This window comes from Saccharicrinis carchari, from assembly GCF_900182605.1.
Lineage (GTDB): Bacteria > Bacteroidota > Bacteroidia > Bacteroidales > Marinilabiliaceae > Saccharicrinis > Saccharicrinis carchari.
In genome coordinates, this window is record NZ_FXTB01000002.1 from 310,884 (window position 1) to 332,978 (window position 22,095).

At 44.6% G+C, this 22,095-nt stretch carries 11 protein-coding genes; all 11 read right to left on the reverse strand.

The window, feature by feature from the left end:
* Positions 1-7: 7 nt before the first annotated feature.
* Positions 8-5,032: an amino acid permease gene (locus tag FN809_RS05745; protein WP_142532538.1), complete on the reverse strand. Its 5,025-nt coding sequence runs from the start codon at positions 5,030-5,032 to the stop codon at positions 8-10.
* A 673-nt stretch (positions 5,033-5,705) separates the two neighbouring features.
* Positions 5,706-5,909 carry a hypothetical protein gene (locus FN809_RS05750; protein WP_142532539.1) on the reverse strand — a complete coding sequence of 68 codons (204 nt, stop codon included), beginning with the start codon at positions 5,907-5,909 and terminating at the stop codon, positions 5,706-5,708.
* 146 nt (positions 5,910-6,055) lie between these two features.
* Positions 6,056-10,084, reverse strand: a complete 4,029-nt coding sequence (locus tag FN809_RS05755) for a glycoside hydrolase family 2 TIM barrel-domain containing protein (protein ID WP_142532540.1) — start codon at positions 10,082-10,084, stop codon at positions 6,056-6,058.
* 812 nt (positions 10,085-10,896) lie between these two features.
* The gene (locus FN809_RS05760) at positions 10,897-11,940 is read right to left on the reverse strand and encodes an endonuclease/exonuclease/phosphatase family protein (protein ID WP_142532541.1); all 1,044 of its coding nucleotides are present in this window, start codon (positions 11,938-11,940) and stop codon (positions 10,897-10,899) included.
* Positions 11,941-11,975: 35 nt separating this feature from the next.
* Positions 11,976-12,635, reverse strand: coding sequence for a sulfatase-like hydrolase/transferase (locus FN809_RS05765; RefSeq protein ID WP_142532542.1), 660 nt, complete (start codon positions 12,633-12,635; stop codon positions 11,976-11,978).
* 172 nt (positions 12,636-12,807) lie between these two features.
* Positions 12,808-13,746: an endonuclease/exonuclease/phosphatase family protein gene (locus FN809_RS05770; protein ID WP_142532543.1), complete on the reverse strand. Its 939-nt coding sequence runs from the start codon at positions 13,744-13,746 to the stop codon at positions 12,808-12,810.
* Positions 13,747-14,272: 526 nt separating this feature from the next.
* The gene (locus tag FN809_RS05775; protein ID WP_142532544.1) at positions 14,273-15,091 is read right to left on the reverse strand and encodes a hypothetical protein; all 819 of its coding nucleotides are present in this window, start codon (positions 15,089-15,091) and stop codon (positions 14,273-14,275) included.
* 28 nt (positions 15,092-15,119) lie between these two features.
* The gene (locus tag FN809_RS05780; RefSeq protein ID WP_142532545.1) at positions 15,120-16,631 is read right to left on the reverse strand and encodes a SusD/RagB family nutrient-binding outer membrane lipoprotein; all 1,512 of its coding nucleotides are present in this window, start codon (positions 16,629-16,631) and stop codon (positions 15,120-15,122) included.
* 18 nt (positions 16,632-16,649) lie between these two features.
* Complete coding sequence (locus FN809_RS05785) at positions 16,650-20,066, reverse strand: SusC/RagA family TonB-linked outer membrane protein (RefSeq protein WP_142532546.1); 3,417 nt, start codon at positions 20,064-20,066, stop codon at positions 16,650-16,652.
* Between the two features lie 83 nt (positions 20,067-20,149).
* Positions 20,150-21,145 carry a FecR family protein gene (locus FN809_RS05790; protein WP_142532547.1) on the reverse strand — a complete coding sequence of 332 codons (996 nt, stop codon included), beginning with the start codon at positions 21,143-21,145 and terminating at the stop codon, positions 20,150-20,152.
* 212 nt (positions 21,146-21,357) lie between these two features.
* Positions 21,358-21,948, reverse strand: coding sequence for an RNA polymerase sigma-70 factor (locus tag FN809_RS05795; RefSeq protein ID WP_185957468.1), 591 nt, complete (start codon positions 21,946-21,948; stop codon positions 21,358-21,360).
* Between the last annotated feature and the right edge of the window lie 147 nt (positions 21,949-22,095).

Consider the following 22,095-nt stretch of genomic DNA (forward strand, 5'->3'; position numbering starts at 1 on the left):
AACTGGTTTAAATTATACCTTTTTCGCGGCAAACCTCTACCAATAAAGGCTCTATAGTACGGCCAACCGTAAATATATTATTCTGATTTTTAACGATGAGGCCCGAATTTTTAAGTTGCATCAGATAATTCTCGCACTCATCCTTTTCAAGACCGGTAATTCGAATCAGCTTTTCCACATCCATATTTTTGTGCTGTATAAACAAAGCTATTATTATCAGCCAGTCGCTGTTGAGATGATAAAGTGCATCAAACGACATTTTTTTTGGTTTTTTAATGCGTATCGTATCTTGTTTGGCTTCTATAATATTTGCTTTCCAGGTATTTATGGCAATGCCCGGAATGCCTTGCGAGATATTAAAATAAGTGTTAAACAACATTGAATAAGTTAATTGCGGTATGCTTTCCTCTGTTTTGCCATTATAAATAAGCGACAAACTGCTCGACTTATGACGGCTCATAATGAGCTGTTGTAACTGCTTGGCGGTAAAAGGTTGACAATCAACAATAGCCAGGCTGTTGTCTTCGAGTGGGAATAGCTGACGTAAAATATTAAACGCGTAATGGTTGCAGTTGAGTATGAAAAATATTTTGTTGCTGTACAACCTAATCAACTCCAATATTTTATTTATCGCCGCACCACCTTCGGGGCTTCTTTCCCACCAAAGTTCAAGGTCGTTTAGCACCATCACGCTTTCGTACGGCATGTAATTAAGCAGTGAGTCAAAATCACCGAAACGGCCAGTCTGCTCTCTCAACTCGTGCAGCAAGTCTTCTACACGTACGGCGCCTTTTTCGGGGGGGGTAATCCAGAGTACGTTGTTTTTCTTAAACAGATGGAAGGCCGCATATCTGCTCAGCACCGTTTTTCCGGAACCATGAACGCCTTTTATAATCACGGCTCCTCCCAGCCCCCTTTTATGCCGTTTGAGTGCGTCCTTAATCGTATTCATTTCTTCGTTTCGCGGCACCATAAATTCCTCGGTTATTTTTGATGTGCTACTCATCAGGTTGCGATAAAATACGGGAACCGCATTATAAGCTTTGCTATCGGGCAGTAACTCCTCTACCAAATCGAGTATTTTTTTTACCTGTGTTTTGCCGCTTGTAGATTCCGAGAGATATTTTTTAGAAAGTATCAAGCCCTTACTGCTACTGTTTACCACACGAATTACAAAATCATTTGCAGAATTTTTAATCGCGTTAAGCCCTTTGGATAAAAGTATATTTATTTTTCGTCCTTTCTGCTCCCGTTTTTCGGCATAAATATTCTGCTCGGTTTGAAGAATAGAGTGGTAAAACAGCTTGGAGAATGCATCATGAAGGTAAACCAAAGAGTAGTGGTTCATGCGGTTCATTGCTGTTTCTACTTTTGTTTTTTCTTCGTTAACCTGTGCAGCCAGCTTTTTATTTAAATCCTTGTCGAATCGCTTTTTAAGGTCACTATCGCTATCAGCTTCTTTTAGGTTGTTCAGATTAAAGAGCCATATGTTGTTGGCTTCCTTGCAGTCCATAAGCGCTTTACTTACCGTATTTTCAAGTCGTTCTATTTCGCGGTAAAATGGTTCATGGAATAATACATCAATATAATAAAAGGCGGTTTTTTGTAAGTTGGCATTTACCGGAACAAAATCTGCAAAGCGCAGCGGTTCCGAGTTTTGTGTTATCAATTCCGGTATGGACAATTCCTCCGGAAAATCCTCTAGAAGCTCGCTTGCCTTATGGTAGGTATCGGTATAAATAGGTAAAATATCGAGTTGGTCTTTTAAGTTTAACGATTTTGCCACAAACCCCGCAGCAGCATCGGCATCAATATCCGCATTCATATACTCATGCAACTTATTTATAGCCGGAAAAAAAGTGCCACTTATTAAAGTGTTTATCCTGGCATTGCCTTTTTGAATCACATTTTTGAATATATTTTTTCGCGACAGTACCAGCAAATCAAGGTATAGTGTGTTGTTTAATAAAGACATACCTGTTGCCCAGTTATCGGTAAATTCATTTATCAGCTCCTTTGTGCTATCTTTTTCGCTTTTAATCTTTCTTTTGGCTTGTTGCAAGGAGGTGGGCGATTCAAAATCACTTGCCATGGTAATAACCAACTGTCTGATATCATGCAGGATGGCCTTTTGCGAATTTTCTTTAAATTGATTTAATTGGTTTTCGATAGATTCAAAATCAGTTAAATGTTTGGAAAATTCGCTATTAAGTAAGTTTTGCTGATCTTCCGGCAACAGGGTTAATTTTTCGTAAGCGTCGTTTAATCCTAACACAAGATTTCTTAATTCGCTTAGTACAAAGGCCGACATTTTTTCCATCTTGTTTAACTGCAGATGGATTGTGGGCATAACTTGCTGCTGCAGATAATGCGACAAGGCTTTTTGATAGGGGTAATTATATATCTTCTCTTTGTTTTTTTCAGATACGAAATAGGGTATATGGATGGTATCTGCCGACTCGTAAATGTAATTGCCAAAACGAGAAAGCATTTCGGAAATACCATGATTTAAAATCTCTTTTGTTTCGTTTATCAATGCTCGGTTCGATTTTTCAATAATGCCTGTAGCTTTACGCAAAAAGGACTGATGATAACGTAAAACTGTTTTTTGACGTTCGTGGCTGACAATTTCTTTCAATTCCTTGTTGAACGTAGATCTGTTTTGATCGGCAAACTCTTGAAGTTGCTTGTTAATCAATATCAGATTATTTATGGATGCCCATAACGTATTATCCATAAAACCTGTACCTATGGCGAGTAAATCATCGTCGAGTTGTGCTATCTTTACCTTTACCACTTTGTTAGGGATTTGTGGCAAAGCGGGCATGTCTGGTGTTTTGCGGGTAGATATTATCTCACTTTTGCTACGCTGATGGGCAACTAAATTTATTTCTTCAAATTCCGATGAGGGGTTAAGTATGAGCAGACTTGCCGGCAGGGTAGAGATTTTGTTGATTTGTTGCACGTATGCATTAGTTAATGCGGTATTGCGTTGCGACACACCTAGCATGATTAAATCGGCATCTACCGATTCCGAACTAAAAATAGCTTCTTTGGTGCGCGAACCAAAGTCGTCGTTTATAACCCTTACTTCCGCTTTAATTCGTTTCTCGGCCAATATGGCATTGGTGTTGCGATAAATGCTATCGTTGAGCGAAGTATCACTGTTGATAACCATTATCCTTACCTTTGCATCACGCCAGTCGGGATCGGATAACAAGAAGCGTAATAAGTTTAATGAAAAACTCAGATGTCTCCCTTTTCCATTCCACCATATATCTATAGCTTCTTTTTTACCAAAACCAACCTGGGCATGGTAATCCAAAAATACGGCATTCAGGTTTTTATTTTTCAGATCTTTTAAAACACTCGCTAAAAAGTCGGCGTTTTTTGCGTCTCGGCTCCAACCCATCAAAACCGAGTTGGGTTCAAAGCCGCTAAAACCATAGATGTTGGTTACCGTTTCTATTCCACTTTGTAATGTTTCGCATGCTAATTCGCGGATAAAGTAATTTGTTTTTTTACCCTTTTTACCGCCCTTAATCCGCTGAGGCACATATTTACCCGTTTCTCCCAACGAAAGATTAAAATCCGTTAGCGCACCTAATTTACCTGTTAAGGCCAAACCCATCTCCACTAAATGGGGCCTTGCTTTTTGGCCGCCACTAAACAGGATGATATTGGGTCGCCAGTTGCGTTTATCGGTTTTTTGTACACTTAATTTTAACAATGCTCTTTTGGCCAGGTTGGTCCAGAAACTACTCCACGCGTCGCCACTTTCCAGAATAAGCTCCTTGCGTTGCAAATAAAAGTAAATAAAGCCCAGTACTATCGTGGCTCCGGCAAGCGCCAGAAAATCAAGCAAAATCATCACAAAAAATGCCGCTATGGTTCCTATTACACTCACAAAACGCGGCACTTTAAAAGCGGGACGAAAATCGGAACTGGACCAGCTCTCGATGGCGGAGGCTAAATTTAAAAAAGCATAGGTGGTAATAAAAAACATGGAAACGATACGGGCGATCAAGTCCAGCTCCCCTATTAAAATACCGGCTTCTGCAATTATAAAGGCCAATATCAAGGCGTTGCGTGGTTCATTGGATTTACCGGTTCCCTTAGCAAACCACTTAGGGGCTATTTTGTCCATGGCAATAGCCTGCAATATACGGGGTGCTCCTAAAATACTGCCCAATGCCGATGATAAGGTAGCGCCCCATATGCCCATGAGCACCAACGCCGGAACAAGCGATATTTTAAATAATATTTCCGGATCACTGTATAAAGCATTCGCATCAACTGTATAGGTGTAAAAAAATGCGAAGATAATATACACCACCAAGCCCACGCCTACTGCCATTATTGCGCCAAGAGGTAGCGACTTCTTGGGGTTCTTAAGGTCGCCGGACATGGCTACTCCCGCCTCAAAACCGGTAACAGCAGGAAAAAATATACCAAACAGTACCATAAAGGGGGCTGATGTTGCCAGGGGTGCAAAGTTTATTTCGGTGGGTGCCAAATCATGTTTGCCAAAAAGGATAGAAAGAAAGGATAAAAAGATAGCTGCCATGATAAAGTACTGCGACTTAATGGCCAGCGAGGCACTGATAAATGTGATGGTGGTAACAACTGTTAAAACGATGGTACCTGTTATACGTATGGCGTTAACGCTATGTTCTATACCCCAATATTGTAAAAAACTTTCAGAAAAACCGATGAGGTATAAACTAACACTAAACGACAAGCCCACAAACAAAGCCAGCCCCAGGGTACCTCCAATAGGTAATCCAAGGCTTCGCGAAATCATAAAGTAGGTACCTCCGGTTTGAACCGGCTTATCGGTGGAGAGAGAGGCTACACTTAAACTGGTAGTTATGGAAATAATATGAGCAACCACAATAATTCCGATGGTATTAATCAAACCTGCCTGCCCAAGTATGGTGGGAAAACGCAGATACATGATAACGCCAAGGATGGTGAGAATGGAAGGCGTGAAGACACCACCAAATGTCCCAAATTTTTTTGCTTTAGCCATCGCCGGTTATATTCGTTAGGTTTTATTTACATCAAATATAATTATTTTGGATTCAAAATAGTACGTATATCGGTATTGATGATTTTCATTTTTTTTCTTTATCAACGGATGCTATAGGTAATTTTCTGATTTTTTCTTTATCCAGGCTGTGTAAAACTACGTTTATATGAGCAGGTGTTTTCAGCATAATGTATTCTATTCTGCTTTTGTAATCCTGCACAGTTCCACCCAAATTATTTATCTATTTTAAGCATAAATTTAGCCAGGACTGCTTTGTGGTCTGTAGGCCATTTATCCAATGGTTCAATAATGGATTCGTCGGTTGTTTCGGCTGGTTATTGATGCGCAATTCAAATCCAATAGGCCAATTATTTTGGCATCTTTCAGTATTAGTCGTTTGCGGGATAATAGAAAACAAAATCAATACGGTCGTGGTCGACGGCCCTGGGAGCCCAGGCTAACTTATCGATAGGTTCCAGTGGATTGTCTGCGGGGAAGATAAACCCCGGATGGGTCACAAGGGATTAGAGATTATTTCGCTTTACACATCGGTAAAGCCAGCTTTGCTCAACACAAGGGTGTTGTGCCAGGCAGAACCTTGGTAGCCACGCGGCAGCTAAAGGCTGCCATTACGATAATCGAGATGGGCACTGTAAACAGCCTTCTCAACACCCTACACATCGATGATGGCTTTTGTGATAGACCTTTGATTGTTTTTAACCGGAAAAAATGCCTCCTGCGATAGGATGGTAACACGTGAAAGTAATCCTGTATACTGCCCACAGCGGGCATAAAAAGTATGTCCTTTGGCCGCCAATGTTTTCAGTTGCCCAATAATTGGATGTGCAGGATTGTGATTCTTGTTAAAATCATGCATTAAGCAGTGGCATACACGCACGGGCTAACAAAAATCTTAACAGTATCATCGTAAAAACTAACGAATCGTATCCATCCCAATGTCACCAATGGTGAAGTTTGGGATGGATACGCATGTTTCTTGTAAAAAGTTCCTTTTTTACAGTATTATTCAGCCTGAATGGTAATTTCGGCTCCGGTGGCAAAGTCCCTGCCATTTTGTTCGCTCAGGGCCGTAAAGCGGATATAGCGCCCTTCTACCGGTTTGTCGAAAGTCACTTTCTTCTCGTTACGGTTATTAGCAAATTGGCCTTCTATCACGGGCTCGCCCCACGCTTTACCATCTTTGCTAATATGGATGCTGTAGGCTTTTACATTTCCGTTAGGCCCGTCCTGGCGGGGCAGGTAGGTAAAGCCCTTGATGTTTTTAAGTTCCCCGGCATCCAGATCTACCCAATGCGGATGCTTGGCCACGGTAACCGAGTACATGCTGTGCCATATGGTGTTGGGGTTGCCATCTACCAAATGCGCGGCATCGCCATGGCCGGCCTCCTGGCTGCTTGCAAAAATCACCTCGGTGAGGATGGTTTCGATTTTTGCAAACTCCATAGTAGTTTTAATCTTTGGATTGCTTTTTAACCAAGCCGTAACTGTGCCACCATCACGCAATGGTATGGCACCACGATAATCTTTTGTTTTACCTTTGTTTAGGCGATAACGGATTGCACTTCCTATGCGTGGCGACGAAAGTGTTACCTCGCCGGCCCGGCTGCGCGAAATACCCACAGCCACATCGCCTGAAGGGCTTACCATAGCTGTTTTGCTCAGGTTGCTACCGGCAGGCCGGATGATAAAGCCCATGCTGTTGTCAACGGCCTTTACCCGATCGTGTTCCAGTGGGCCACCTTGTCCGCAGCTGTTTCCGCCCAAACCTGTAACCGCAGCATCCAGATGCAAATAGGTGTCGGTGGCTTTTGGCAGCTGATAAGGATGCGAAGCCAAAATTAAATCCATGGCCGAGTAAGGCAATGCCGTAACCGAAAGGCGGTCAGTGGCAATAAACACCGCCCCTTTACCTCTGTTATCGGTCAATGCTGCCCAGCGTACATCTTCGTGGTTACCCATATCCTGGGGTTTAGGGAAATTGACAAACTCGCCTTTAACGGTGCTGCGATGTAATTCGATGAACTGGCCCGATTTGCGATCGGCATAATTATCGACAGGGCCACGACCGTAATAGTGGAAGTTTTCGTATTTACCGGGGACTTTCATCACATAGCCTAATCGTGGCAATACCAATCCGGATTGATTGGAAGTGATACTTGCCTGTAGTTCAACCGAACCATCGGGATATACCGTCCATACCTGGCTGGTGGTGAATTTAAAGTCCTCGTCGCCAAAGGTGCGATCTGTCAATTCTTCGATGGTGTTTTTGCCCGAGCTCGTTCCACCATGGATTTTTGCTGCGTTGGGCGCTTGCGAAACAACGGTAAACGAAGCCACAACTGTTCCATCGGCTTTGGTCATAAAATTACTTTCCGTAGCACGGTGTTCCAGGTTGTGCAGTCCACGTTCGAACCACTGGCTGTAAAACCAATTGTCGTTATTCACAAAAGCACGTAGCGCATTTAACCTTGGGCCATTGCCGGCAGCAATAATCACATCATTTCCATAAGTAAGGCTATGTATGCTTCCGCTTTCGGTATCGAACTGTAACTCAAAACCTTTTCCTTTCAGGTTTTTGATATTGGCTGCACCGTCGGTGATCCGGATTTTATCCGTAGAAACCGCTTTGGCTGCTTCCGCCACGGTGGGTCGTTTTCCGGCAGCTTTCAATCGTATCTGTTCTTCGGCTTGTACAAAGCCCTTGGAAGCCCATGGCTCGCTATCCTTTAATAAGAACTGGACTTTGACAAAATATTCAGAACCTTCGTTCAATTTTAAGCTGCTGATCGGTAGCTTTACCGTGCTGCGCGTGCGGGGGGCTATGTTGCCCAATGCCACATTTCCGGCCTTCACTTCGCTTCCGTTTTCGTAAACCGCCCAACGCATGTCATAATCGGACAAGTCTTTGAAATAATATTTATTGAAAACTTCAAAATCTCCCGCTTCCAGGTTTATGGCTTTTACGTCAATGTGCTGATATACCTTTTTAACTTCGTAATACTGCGGTTTCGGTTCCAGATCGCCAAATACAATACCGTTTAACACAAACTGGCCGTCGTTGGGCGTATCGCCAAAGTCGCCACCATAGGCCATGTAACGTTCTCCGGTTTCTTTGTCGTAGTTGTACAGCGACTGATCCACCCAGTCCCAGATAGCGCCACCCATAAAAAAGTTGGTGCTTTCCATGGCATTCCAATAATCCACCAGGTTTCCGCAGGCATTACCCATAGAGTGGGCATATTCCGAAATGTGGAAAGGGTATTTGATGTTATATTCTCCTTGCACGGCACCGTTTACCCAAGCAATAGAGGGATATTGATTGGAACCCATATCCACAATGCTGTTGTTACGTTCGTATTGTACGGGGCGCGTTGTGTCAACGGTTTTGAGTGCATCGTAGGCTGCTACGAAATTTTTTCCGGGTCCGGCCTCGTTGCCCAGCGACCAGATAACGATGGATGGGTTGTTGATGTTGGCATGAACCATCTCCATCACACGGGCTACTGTAGCCGCTTTCCATTCTACCGGGTGCGAGAGCGATGCATCGCCATAATAATATTGATGCGATTCGATATTGGCCTCATCTTCCAAATAGATGCCGTATTTGTTGCACAGATAATACCAGTAAGGATCGTCGGGGTAATGGGCATTGCGCACGTGGTTGATATTGGCGCGCTTCATTAGCATTATTTCGTCTTCCATCATTTTGCGCGTAATGGCATGCCCTACTGCCGGACTTGTTTCGTGACGGTTAACACCTTTAAGTTTTACTGTTTCACCGTTTACGTAAAAATAACGTCCGGCCAATCCAAATTCATCGTCCTCGGCCTTGGTGTCTTTTATCTCCACTTTGGCAAACCCCATGCGGGTAGAAACGGTTTCTACCGTCCTGTTCTTTTTGTCTTTTAGCTCTGCTACCAAAGTATATTGATATGGTTTTTCGGCCGACCAAAGATTGGGTGACGATACTTCCATTACGGCTTTTATAAAACCTGAATTTTGATTGGCCGTTAACGTAGCAATAGCTGCAGATGCCGTAGCATTGGCCACCGGATTGTTTTCGTCGGAATAAAGTTTATGCTCATAAAGTGAGTAAACTACTTTATAACCTTTGGCTTTGCCTTTATCCAGGTTACGGATGTCCGCTTTAAGGTTAATTTTTCCATCTTGGTAGTTGGCATCCAGATCGGGGAATACATTCAAATCGCGAATGTGAACTTTGGGCTTGGAATGCAGCGCTACGGTACGGTATATACCCGGCAGGCGGAACATATCCTGTGCTTCGAGGAAAGAACCGTCGGAACTGCGATAAACTTCGGCAGCCACCGTATTTTTTCCTTTTTGTAGATATTGCGTGATATTGAAGTCGGCCGTATTGCGCGAGTTTTTCGAGAAACCTACGTAATGCCCGTTAATCCATAGGTAAAAGAACGAATCTACCCCATCGAAGCTGATAAATACTTCGCGGCCGTCCCAGTCGGCGGGAATTTCAAAATCGCGGCGGTAGGAACCTACTTCGTTGCGATGCTCATAGGTTGTCCAGTGCTTTGGGGGGGTACGCATCACGCCACCGCGCCAGTCGTCCACGGCTACTTTATGCTGAAAAATAACCGGCTGATTCACATAAATGGGCACACCATATTTCAGCTCGCCATTTTTTTGTATTCCGGCGACGTTCCAGTTCGAGGGCACTTTGATGTCGTCCCAGGCCGATACGTCGAAATTAGGATCCATAAATTGTTTGGGCCGTTCATCGGGATGCTTTACCCAACTGAATTTCCAATCGCCGTTCAGCGTCATCCAGTAGTCGGAATGCTCCGGCAGCACCTTACGGGCACTTTGGGTGTCGGCGAACGAAAAGAACCACGCGCGCGGCTGTTCTTTGTTAAGCGCCAAATTTTCGGGTGATTCCCATTCCTTACCCGTGGGGGCATTGCGGGTAGTATACTTATACCCCTCTAAAATAGGTGTTGTTGCGAAAGTAAGGATACTTATACAACTAAAAATCAAGGTGAAATTAAATTTTTTCATGCGTATAAAAATTAGCAACATAGATATCAGGATAATTTTAAAAACAAACTAAAATTGCCTGATTATTTGATGATTGAATTATTTATTATTTTTTTCGCTACTTCCCGGAGGTATGCTCTCTTCTAATACCAGCTGCAAAGTGTTTATTTTTATATAGTGCATTAATTATTTGTTTTGGTTGGTCGTAATGCTTGTTTCGACCAAATCTGTTCCTTGAAACAATTCCCTGGATATATTGCAAAGGGAGACTTTAAATTTGATACAATTCTTCGATATTTGATAAAACATCCCGGAAGTTCCTCCCCATTCCTAATCCTCTGTTTTTCTTGTGCAAATCTAACATTTTTTTGCATTATCCAGAGCTCAACTTACAGGCTCTTTGATCCCTAGCCAGCTCTCCCATTTAATCCCAGAATGGGTTATGTAAGATTTTTCTCTTCCATTTCAATTCCTTCAATTAACCCACGTTATTCATCAGATTACATCATAATGAATATAAATGTGGGTTACCCCGACATAGCTGAACCCATTGTTGGGGCACAAAAGTGGAGGTGAAACGTAGTCGCTGTTGGAGACAGAGAAAATTCAATGAATTTTCCGGGTTAAACAAAAAGAATTGAGGGCGACCATATACTTGGAACTCTTTTACTACTTCTGAAGATAAGTTGTAAGGACGATGTAAGGAAACACCTTTGATGGTCATTATTTCACCTAAATCTATAATAACACGCTGCTCGTTAGCGGCTTGCTGAACTTTCCAATAGTTGCCAAAATTCCCAACAATAAAATAACCCACACAACATTATAATGTATTATCCTTGAACCCTCAGCACAAACATGGCCAGCACCGCTTTGTGGTCGGTTGGCCATATGCCCGGCGGTTCCTCTATGGGGTCATCAGATGTTTCAGGCTGTCGTTTGTTGCGTACCACAGAGCCTATGGGGCCAATTATCTTGACATCTTTCAGTTTTAGCCGTTGGCCGGGATAATAGAAAATAAAATCAATACGGTCGCGGTCATCGGCATCGGGCGCCCAGGCCAGCTTATCGATAGGTACCAGTATGTTATCCGCGGGGAAGGTAAAACCCGGATGGGTCAATGGGTTAGGGAAAATCTCCCGATACACATCGGTAAAACCAGCTTTGCTCAGTGCAAGGGTATTACGCCATGGCATCACTACCCCGTTGCGGTCGTAAAGGTTTTTATTGGCTTCTATCCAATCCAGGTGCGAAGGCTCGTTAAAGTCGCCGCCAAATATCACCTCCCGGCCATTGCTTATTTCTTGCAGTGCGTCGGCTATAAATGTATCTATGGCTTCGTCGCGCATCGATTTAAGGTTGTCGGCAGCAATAATCGCAGTATCGGTAATGGGTGCCGGCAGCTTGGCCCAGGTAGAGCCATCGTAGCCGCGTGGCAGGTAAAGGCTGCAATTGCGATAATCGAGATGGGCACTGTAAAAGGCCACCTCGACACCCTTAACTTTGATGATGGCCTTGGTTACAGATCCTTGGTCGTTTTTAACAGGAAACAAGGCCTCCTGCGATAGGATGGGAAAGCGCGAAAGCAGTCCCGTATCCTGGCCGCGGCGGGCATAAAAAGTATGCCCTTTGGCGGCCAATGCTTTTACCATACGCTCATCCAGGCTGGTATTGTTATAATTGCGCACTTCGCTCAATGCCACCAAATCGGCTTCTGTCCGGATAATCTCGTCGATGATGGCATCAAAGCCCCCGGGCACCACGGTGCCTTCTTGCCAAATATTAAACTGGAGTACTTTGAGGTGTAAGTTTTTGGCATCGAGCCCGTAGAAAACCAGGAACTGGAAAAGTAAAATACAATAAACTGCCTTTTTCATAGTAACAATATTTTTATGTAAAAAAGAATTTAAATCTATCCCAAATAATTAGATGTCCCGTTTTTATGCTGCCTGAGCAACTCCACGGCTTTTTGGGCCGTCTTTCCATCGGAATGAACCAGATCATCGCCATCGGCTTTTACGATGGTCATCACATTACCGCCCCGGCGGGGCTTAAGGCCATGTGGGTTGTTCTGCACCAGCTCGGCGTCCCCTCCGGCTTTCCATTCCGGCCCCTGGCTGTTATAGCGCTCTGTCCATGATGCTTCGTCGTCAGTACCGTTGGATCCCTTCTCAATATCTATGGGCACGCCCATGTGGTATATCTTGCTCACGCGGGCCGCGAACCATCCGTTTTCCTTAAACAATTGCGACCACGACCTGGCATTGTCTCCTACGTTCTCGCGCCCGCTCTCATAACCATAGGTTCCCGTGGCATTGGGATAATAGCCAAACATAAGCGAGGCACGCGAAGGGCCACAGACCGGGTATTGACAATAGGCACGGGTATAACGTACCCCTTCAGAAGCCAGCCGGTCGATATGCGGCGTGTGCGATGCCGGGTTTTCATAACAGGATAAGGCGGTGGCCGTGAGGTCGTCGGAGATAAGGAACAGCACGTTGGTTTTTTGGGGCTGTTGCGCACCTACGCTGAGGAACAGTACAAAGAGTAAGGATAAAAGTAGATATTTCATGCGAACAAAGGTTTTATATAAACTACATCAGGCTCAAAGTATGCCACCATCCTTAGCCCAGCCGGGTTAAATATAGGTAGAATAATTTTTGTGCAGAAAGGTACAAATCCTTATGACAATGAGATATTTTCCGCTCATCCGATAACTTTGCTTTATGGGATGAGACAAAACGCTATTTCCATTCGAAGGTGGCTACGACGGCTCTGTGATCGGAGGGATAGTTTTGAACAGCAATGTCCGCTTTGTCCAGACTTTCACCCACTACCTCGGCACTTATTAGCTCAAGTTGATCACCTATATAAAAAATAAAATCTATACGGTCGTGAATCTCGCCCGGTGAGTCAAAGGACGTCCAGGTATTCCCCGGATACTTCACCTCATCGGGACGATAGCTGCGATAGGCATCTTTCATCCCTATATTGGTAAAAGCCCTGGTGGAAGGCCACTCTACTTTGATTTTTTTGATGCCTGCGGCAGCGGCAGCCTGTGTCCAGTCGAGATGCGAAGGCTCATTAAAATCACCTGTGACGATAACCGGCCATCCATCCTTTATTTTTTCCTCCACTATTTTCACCAATTTATCTACCTCCTTTTTACGGGTTTTATTGGCCGCGGCTATCGCTTCTTCCTCAGTAGATAGAAAAGGGTAATCGCCGTACTTTTTATTGTTGAGCTGATAGGGTTGGTATGGGATATACATTAAATGGCAGTTGATGATCCACAGGAACTTATCCTTGTCAATTTTGATTTTAACCGCCATTTTATTGTTGCTGGTTTCTTCAATGGTATATTTGGTCATTATCGCGTCATAGGAGCCCTGGTCCACATGCCGCCACCCCATGTTACCGGCCATTTGGGCCGATAGATCGGAGCGCGGGTCGCCATAGCCATGACTCTCCTGCACCCCCACAATGCCGGCTTCGGCAGCTCGCATCACGGCAATACTTTTTGACATGGGCTGTCCACCGGCATCACCGCCGTGAAACATATTAAATGTCATAATTTTTATTGGTCCGGACTCTTCCTTTTTATTTCGCACCGGTTTGGTGCTGCTGTTGGTTTTGCAGGAGGCCAGAAAAAATATTAAAAAAAAGATGCTAAGTGTTTTCATATTCTGTTTAAAATTAGATAAGCGACTGATAGATAATGCCTTTTTTGCTCGATTAAGAAGCTGCCAGTTTTACTTTTTTCGGTTAAAACCGATTAACACTGCGAAATACTGTACGGCATCCTGCCTCTGGCAGACAGGAAATGCCGTGCCTAATTGTAAAAAAAGAGTTTTACCTATGTTATTTATAACTAGCCCCGGGATTTATCCCGGGGCTTTCATCGCAGAGATATCGGGCTTTAGCCCAACTTTATAATTGGTATTGTTATAAATTTGATAGTTTCCTGGTGAACAATGAGGTTGTCTCAAAAGTATTTTATTTAACATTTAAACTTGCAGATTGTAAGTGAGATCACCTCACGATCCCCATCCCACCGCCTCTGGCGGCGTACTTCCCCTTGTTCTCAGGAACAAAGGGAAGAGCCATTTACATGGCACTTGCAATTTGTAAGTTACGTCAAAATATTTTTGACTTTTGAGACAGCCCCATTTATCCATCAATTGACCTCTTTAGAATGGTATCACTACCCTATTTTTTTACGGTAAACCTATATTTCCCGTCGCCGCCAATGTCGTAACCGGTAAATTGAACGGCCAGTTTTAGCTCAAAGGTATTGGCATCGTATATACCGGCATCGCCAGCATAAAAGGTCATGTCATATCCACTGCTCACAGCGTTGTATTCGCTCATCAAGGTAACCGGTCCCTGGTTTGTTACAGGATCTATATCACCAAGTTTTAACTCCAGGATGGTATGGAGGTTACTGTCGCCCCAGAAATCGAAACTTACCCTTACCTGCATACAATTACCGTCGATTATTTCTCCGCTACAGGTGTTAGGGCTGTAACTGGGGTATATGTCGTCGTTACATTTCAGCGCGCCTTCCCAAAGGCTGGCCAAACAGGCGATGTCGTCGTCCAGCACATTGATGGCCATGGTACTGTTCATATTATCGTTGCCCAGTCCAATTACTGTTTTTGCATTGGTACCTTGGAGGTTTAGGGTAAGGGAAGCATCTCCGTCGCTATCGGTATTGTCGATGGGGGCCAGCCTAATATATTGTATATATGCCTTGTACCCTTTTTCAACGGTAATGCTGCCTCCACTCTGGTCCTGTACCCTTGCCGCGCCATCTCCCGAGATAGTATAGTTGAGCACGAAGTCATTCTCCAGATCTTCCATAGCAAATATCTTCACGGGTATCTCCACCGTCTGGCCACTATTTTCTACCATACTTACCGACTTCTCGGGAAAGTAGGCATAAATAAACTCCGGCCCTTCGTCCTTGGAACAGGATACCAGCACCAGGAACAAGAGAAATAAGGTATATTGAAATATCTTTGTCATTTTATTAAGTTTTTTGAATTAATATGTACTATTTAATCAACCACATATTGGCGTTGACATTATCCTCACCAAACTGCCTCTTGATGGCTTCTTCCACATTTTCGGTGTTGTAATCCAACTCCTTTTGCGGGTAACGCCACCTGACCGGTATCACATCCGTGTGGCCCGTATTGAGCGAAGTTGCCGGGTTAACATTAAAAGTGGGGAAGCCCGTCCTTCTGTTTTCGAAATACGTGTTCCATCCGGAATTCAGAAACGAAGCGATATACTTTTGGGTAATTATCTGCTCCACTCCTGTGGCGCTGTTGTATATAACGCGGGGATCGGTCCGGTAACTTTCAATCCAGGCATCGTCCATCGTAATGCCGTCATAGGCACGTCCGTGTTCGCGGATAAACCTAACCGAAGCCGCTATACCTTCGTCGTAAAACTCCCGTGCATTCCCGTTTGTCCATCCGCGTTGTGCAGCCTCGGCCAGATTAAACTGCAATTCAGCATACCCAAGCGCAACGTATGGTTCGTTATCGAAATCCTCGTAGTAACGCGGATGTATCCTCGACATAGCTTTTGCGGCCTCCAAAGCCACCAGGTTTTCAAAGGGATCCGTTCCGTCGCCGCCCTCATAGGCATTAAAATCATCCGCCGTTAAACCTTCGTCCAGGGCCTTGCCCGTTGGGGCGGCGTAATAGAACAAGCGCTTGTCGCGAAACTGCTTCATCATATCGGTGAACGACTTATCCAGGTGCGGATATTGCCTGTGCGTATGGTTCCAAAAGGGATATCGTTCTCCGCCCTTATCCCTAAACTCCAGTTGCATATTATCGGCATTGGATTTAAAAACAGGATATTGGGATGGATTTGAAAATATCTGATTAAATTTTTGCGCCACGTCAATTTTGCTATCGCCGGCACGCTTGGATAAAGATGTCAACACCTTTAACGCAAAAGTATTCACCGCCATACGCCATTGGGATAGGCTACCGTTGTAAACGATATCGCCAATTAAAACACCGTCTGTTTCGCCCAAAATTTCATTGGCCATTTCCAGCTCATCCAAGATGCCCACAAACACATCCTCCTGGCTATCATATTTTGGCGAATAAACTCCTTCTGTTTCTCCCTTCATGGCATCGCTATACGGAATATCGCCCAGAGCGATGGTCATATCGTACAAGAACCAGGCATTAAAAAAATGTCCCAAGCCCTTATAAACCATCTCGCCGGTGCGCTCTGCTTCCTGCATCATCTTTTGAACATTCCGCATGTTGCCAAAACCGCCCAAGCCCGAACGGTCGAAATAGTAATACTGATAGGAATGTATGTTCTCGGTCCAAACCACTTGCCGTGACACCAAGGCCGGGTAAAAAATCGTTGTCCCGTAATTGGGGGCTGCTACATCCCAGGCCAATCCTGTAAAAATCATACTTGGTATCACTTCTTCGGCACTGTTGGGGTTTTTGGCCAACTCGTCAAAATTACCGGTGCATGCGCCCAAAATAAGCATCGGCACAAACAATATATATATTTTTAATCTTTTCATCTTTTTATCGTTAATTGGTTAGAATGATAGCTTTAGGTTAAAACCAATGTTGCGGTACGAGGCCGACGAGAGGTTGTCGGAGCCCGAATCGGGATCCACATGGTCCACCTCCTTGGTCCAGAGCCATAGGTTTCGTCCTACCACGCCAATATTTGCTTCGGATAAGCCTACCCGGCTAATTATCTTTGTGGGCAAATTATAGGTTAAGGACAGCTCGCGAAGCTTTACAAAAGTTTTGTCGAACAGGTTTTGAGATGTAGGACTCCCAATGTACGGATTGGCGGTTTTCATATAGGTAATGTAGTTTACCTTTGTTTGATTGGGTGCAAACTCGCGGGTATCGCTGGTAATATTTCCCTGCTCATCGCGTATTACTTCGCCGCTCACCACAACCACACCATCGCCAACATATGAATTAATTCCGTTTACGGCTGCTTCGCGATACTGGTTTACAGACTCGGGATGCGCTCCGGAATTCCACATGGCCTGGTTGGTCTGGGAGTGTAGAATACCTCCCACGCGGCCGTCGAACGAAAAGGCGAAATTAAAATCGCGGTATTTTACATCGTTGCTCCAACCCCAAACAAAGTCTTCGCCGGTATATCCCAACACACTCTGCTCACTGTCCCATACGGGCATTCCGTTGCTTCCGTGAATCACATTTCCTTCGGGATCGCGGGCCCAGTCCCAATTCACATAATAATCCATGCGGCCTCCGGGATGCACCCAGTCGGTATTGGGCGAAAAAACAGGATCTACCTTACTCCAGTACCATCGGTAAGTGGACCAGTTAAACTGCGTGTCCCACGTAAGTACATCGTTCTTGACAGGTTGACCACCCAGCACTACTTCAAAACCTTTTTTCTCGTATTCTTCGTCGGTATTGATGGTTTTACTGGTAAATCCGGAAGCATCAGAGATGGGCGCATTGGTCACCATATTATAGCGCAAGGTATTATAATACGAAAAGTCCACATTCAATCTGTTATTAAAGAAGCGCAGATCGGTACCCAACTCGTAAGTCCGGGTTTCCTGAGGCTTTACATCGGCGCCCCTTATAGCTCCGGGGTAGGAAGCTGTACTTTGTCCGTCCCAGGCATCGGCGCTTATAGAATAGACCGGCCTCAGGCTATAAAGCCCAATGTCTTTTTTAGAGAGGGTCCAGGAAGCCCTTACTTTTAGCAGCGATACCTTATCGGGCATGTCAATAAACTCCGAAACAATACCGCTAAAAGCCACCGAGGGGTAAAAATAGGAGCGTGTTTCTTTAGGTAGAGACGAGGACCAATCGTTCCGGCCCGTTACATCTAAGTAGAGTCCATTCATGTATCCAAGGCTTAATTTTCCGAATACGCTGTTCACCTGTTTTTTACTCAGGTAATTGGATGCGCTCACCGGGTTGGTTGAGTTGGACAGAGAGAAGAACCCGGGCACGTTTAAACCGTCCGTAGAGGCTGAAAGGCTTCGGTATTCGTTAAAATTTAGTGTTCCTCCTGCCAGAAAGTTAAGCTCTAAATCGTCGCTTATCTTTTTGTCGTAAGTTAAAAGCACATCTGCATTAACGCTAAAGTCGTAGCTGGTATTTTCGCTGTAATTACCCAGCCCTTGCCCCATACTGATGGGTGTTTTGGTATTTTCGCGGGTTGTGTTTGTGTTTATACCGGTGCGGCCCATTAGTTTCAGATCGTCGGTGATGGTATAATTAAGCGAAGCAAAGCCGTAGCCTCCGTCGCGATAATATCCCCGTTCGTTTTCGTAGGCCAAAAAATAGGGGTTGTTGTACCAGGGCGTATATTGATAAAACTTTTGCTGCACATCTTCTACCAGCCAATAGTCGCGGAAGTCGCGAATGTCGTAATCAACCCCTGACCATACCATCAAATTATAAACATATCCGCTCCCGCTATACCCTGCAGAAGGCAGATTGGGGGAAAACTGCTTGTTGTACGAAAATGACGATTCCAGGCTCAACTTGTCTAACAGTTTAACAGTTCCGCCCAGGTTGAGTGTGGAATTATTCAGTTTTGTGTTAGGCACCTGGCCTTTTTGGTAGGCATGCGACATCGACACCCTAAAACTACCTTTGTCGGTACTTTGGGTAACGCTGATATTGTTGGTTGTGATAAAGCCTGTTTCCAAATAATTCTTCAGGTTATCCTTACCCCTGGACCTCCACGGTGTCGGGATGCGCTCACCCGTATCGGGATGGATAGGGCTATCCCATTGCGAAAGCTCCTTCCATCCGCTGGCGGTAGCGGCATCGCGTTCGTCGAGGCGGGGGCCGTAAACATAGGATCCGGCATCGTTTACCCCGCCACCAGCGCCATCGAAATACGAGTAACGGCCATTGTCGCCGGTACCATATACCGTTTGCGGTTTAGGAAGAACAGCATAACCGGCTTTGAACATGGTACTGCTGTTTATGGTTACGCTTACCTTTTGGCCATCCCCTTTTTTGGTGGTGATCATGATGGCACCTCCCGCACCTTTGGAGCCATAGAGTGCAGAAGCCGTGGCTCCCTTAAGTACGCTCATTTCCTGAACGTCGTTGGGGCTGATATTCCAAAAGTTGGTGGAAACGGGAACACCGTCGATGACTACCAAGGGTGATTCGCCCCGCAAACTAATTGAGGGTGTACGATAAAACTCCGTGCTGTTATATATGGTGAGGCCGGCCACCTTACCGGTCAGGTTGCTGAGCACATTGGCCTCGGGGGCTACCTGAAGCACATCGCCTTCCACTTTTTGAACGGAATAACCCAGGGCCTTCTCCGATTTCTTCATACCCAGGGCGGTAACTACCACTTCGCCCAGTCCAAGGATTTCGTCCTGCAACACGATGTCAAAGGTATCTTGACCGGTGGAAGACACCTCAATCGATTTCATCCCTATAAACGAAAACTGTAATACGGCATCTTTTGGAATCCCCGTCAGGGTAAAGTTACCGTCGGCATCGGTGATGGTACCCAGGGCGGTACCTTTGACCAAAACGGAAACGCCGGGAATGGGTGATCCATCGGCACCTTTTACTTGTCCGTTCACGGTTCTCAATGCTTGCTGCTGATCGTCGGCCACCGCTTTATCGATAATGGCCACATATTTGTCCGTTAACTTATAGGTGAGTGAAGTGCCCTCGAAAACTTGTTCGAGGATATCCTTGAGTGCCGCATTCTTAAAATCAACGCTTACACGCGTTTTTGTTACAGCAGCTTCGTCCTGGTAAAAAAAAGAGACATCCGACTGGCTTTCAATAGCACTTAGCACTTCCTTTATGGTGGCATCGCGCATGGTAACAGTAAAATGCTGGCTTAGCGCCATAGTACCGGCAGCCACGTTGAGCATTCCGGCCAGTAGCAGCAGAAAGGCGACTCTTGAGCTCTTGCGCATTTTTACGCGACTCATTTCCATTAAATAGAAAATCCATTTGTTTTTCATAAATTTGCATTTTAAGAATTAACATAAAAGCCGCTTACACGGCGTTATTTCTGTGGTCGGGGGCGTTACGAGCGCCCCCGACCTTAATAAACAGTTATTTTAGTAATTTCTTCCAGACTCGATTCTATCTTATAATCCAGGCCATAAGTCATTTTCAGCACCCGCATCAACTGATCCACCGGCATGTTGCGCAATCCCCGCCCATTGATTACAATATCTTTTACGCGCTTGTTTTTAAGCACCATGTTCACATTGTAAAAACGTTCTAACTTAGGGGCAATATCCTCTAACCGCACATTGTTAAGTATGATGTAGCCATCCTTCCACGAGGCATAATATCGGGTATCCACCTCCTTTATCTCCAATTTATTTGTGGCCAACGAAAGGGTAATTTGCTCCCCGGGTTTTAAATCCGATAGCTTTGTACCTCCGGGGCTGTTAATCTGCACCTTGCCCTCCACCAAGGTGGTCACCACATCGCTGCCATCGTAGGCTTCCATGTTAAAACTGGTGCCCAGCACTTTAACCACCATCTCGCTCGTTGATACCTTAAATGGTTTCAGGGTATCGCGGGTGACATCAAAAAATGCTTCGCCCTGAAGTGTCACTTCCCGTTGCCCATGCTGCCCAAAATCTGCCGCATAAGTCAAGCTGGAAGCACTATTGAGCCATACGGCAGTTCCATCGGGCAGCGTAACTTTCGACGATTGACCCGCCATGGTCTCCACCTGGGTTAACAGCACTTTAGAGGAATCTTTGGAAGATTGATCGCTATGGGAAAAAATATAATAAGCTGTCAGAAATGTAAGCGCAACAACTGCGGCATATTTTAACAATTCTGTAAAAAGGCCGTTTATCTTTTTACCCGAAGCCTGTATCCTTCCCAGTAAGGTATCATAATGGCGTGCAATACTTTCGTCGGTGATATGGTCGGAACTGCCGGAAAACGAAAAATCCCTTTTTAAGCGATGGTATTCAGCGATTCTTTCGGGCTTTTCTTTTATCCAACGCAAAACGGAAGCCTTCTCCTCTTCGGGCAGCTCCCCATTAATATACTTCCAAATTTTTTCGTTGTTCATTGTAAACAGTAAATGCGTTTAAAACTAAGAGTGTTAAAAACGCTTTACCCCCACATGAAATATTTATAAATTTTAGGAAAATTTAACGGATTGCCCAATTTCTCATGGCTGCATTGTATTCCGGATGTTAACTTATTTTCAGACTGAAACGTGTCCGGTTGCAGCTGAAGCCTGATTTAATTCAGCCGAGTGTAAGACTTTGGCAAGATTTTTTACCCAACCCAAAAAAGCAGGGCTGCTGGTAGGTATTCCCGGAGTGAAATACGGAATACCTTTAAAGCACGGGTCATATTTCGTTCCACAGCTTTTGTGGTGATACTGAGCTCAGCGGCTATTTCTTTATTTTTAAGGCCATCGAACCGGCTCATCTCGAACACGCGACGGCACTGCGGGCTGAGCTTTTCAAGTGTATCCTCCACAATGGCATTGATTTCATGTAAAACCTGTTCGGAGGTATCCAGTTGTTCCAGCCCGGCTATATCGAGTTCGCCCTGCTCCTGCAATAACTTAGCAGAAAATTCGTGCCTTGCTTTCTTCTGCTTAAGATAGTGGCAGCAATTGTTTTTAAGCACCGTATATAACCACGATAACAATGCCGCCTCATGGTTTGCCTTTATGTTTTTTCGATTTTTCCAAAGGGCAAGGTAAGTATCCTGCACCAAATTATCCGAGACATCGGAATGTTGAACATACTGGAGGGCAAAAAAATGCAATCGCCTGTAATACTCCGTAAAAAGAAGATTAAAGCTAATTGGATTTCCAGCTTTGAGACCTACAATTGCTTGCTCAACATTGGTTTTCAATGCTATATTTTGTTTTTTTGAGGGATGTAAAATAATAGTATCCAAATAATTAAAATTGACTAATACCGTATCTAAAGATCGAAAATACTATAAACACAGCAGGCGATTAATAACTAAAGGCTTAAGCCTTAGGCCTTTGTGAGCATC

Bases quoted from the DNA above. Each gene is read 5' to 3' on its own strand.
- FN809_RS05745 (WP_142532538.1), bottom strand. From the start codon at position 5,032: ATGGCTAAAGCAAAAAAATTTGGGACATTTGGTGGTGTCTTCACGCCT.
- FN809_RS05775 (WP_142532544.1), bottom strand. From the start codon at position 15,091: ATGACAAAGATATTTCAATATACCTTATTTCTCTTGTTCCTGGTGCTG.
- FN809_RS05780 (WP_142532545.1), bottom strand. From the start codon at position 16,631: ATGAAAAGATTAAAAATATATATATTGTTTGTGCCGATGCTTATTTTG.
- FN809_RS05750 (WP_142532539.1), bottom strand. From the start codon at position 5,909: ATGCATGATTTTAACAAGAATCACAATCCTGCACATCCAATTATTGGG.
- FN809_RS05755 (WP_142532540.1), bottom strand. From the start codon at position 10,084: ATGAAAAAATTTAATTTCACCTTGATTTTTAGTTGTATAAGTATCCTT.
- FN809_RS05790 (WP_142532547.1), bottom strand. From the start codon at position 21,145: ATGAACAACGAAAAAATTTGGAAGTATATTAATGGGGAGCTGCCCGAA.
- FN809_RS05770 (WP_142532543.1), bottom strand. From the start codon at position 13,746: ATGAAAACACTTAGCATCTTTTTTTTAATATTTTTTCTGGCCTCCTGC.
- FN809_RS05785 (WP_142532546.1), bottom strand. From the start codon at position 20,066: ATGAAAAACAAATGGATTTTCTATTTAATGGAAATGAGTCGCGTAAAA.
- FN809_RS05765 (WP_142532542.1), bottom strand. From the start codon at position 12,635: ATGAAATATCTACTTTTATCCTTACTCTTTGTACTGTTCCTCAGCGTA.
- FN809_RS05760 (WP_142532541.1), bottom strand. From the start codon at position 11,940: ATGAAAAAGGCAGTTTATTGTATTTTACTTTTCCAGTTCCTGGTTTTC.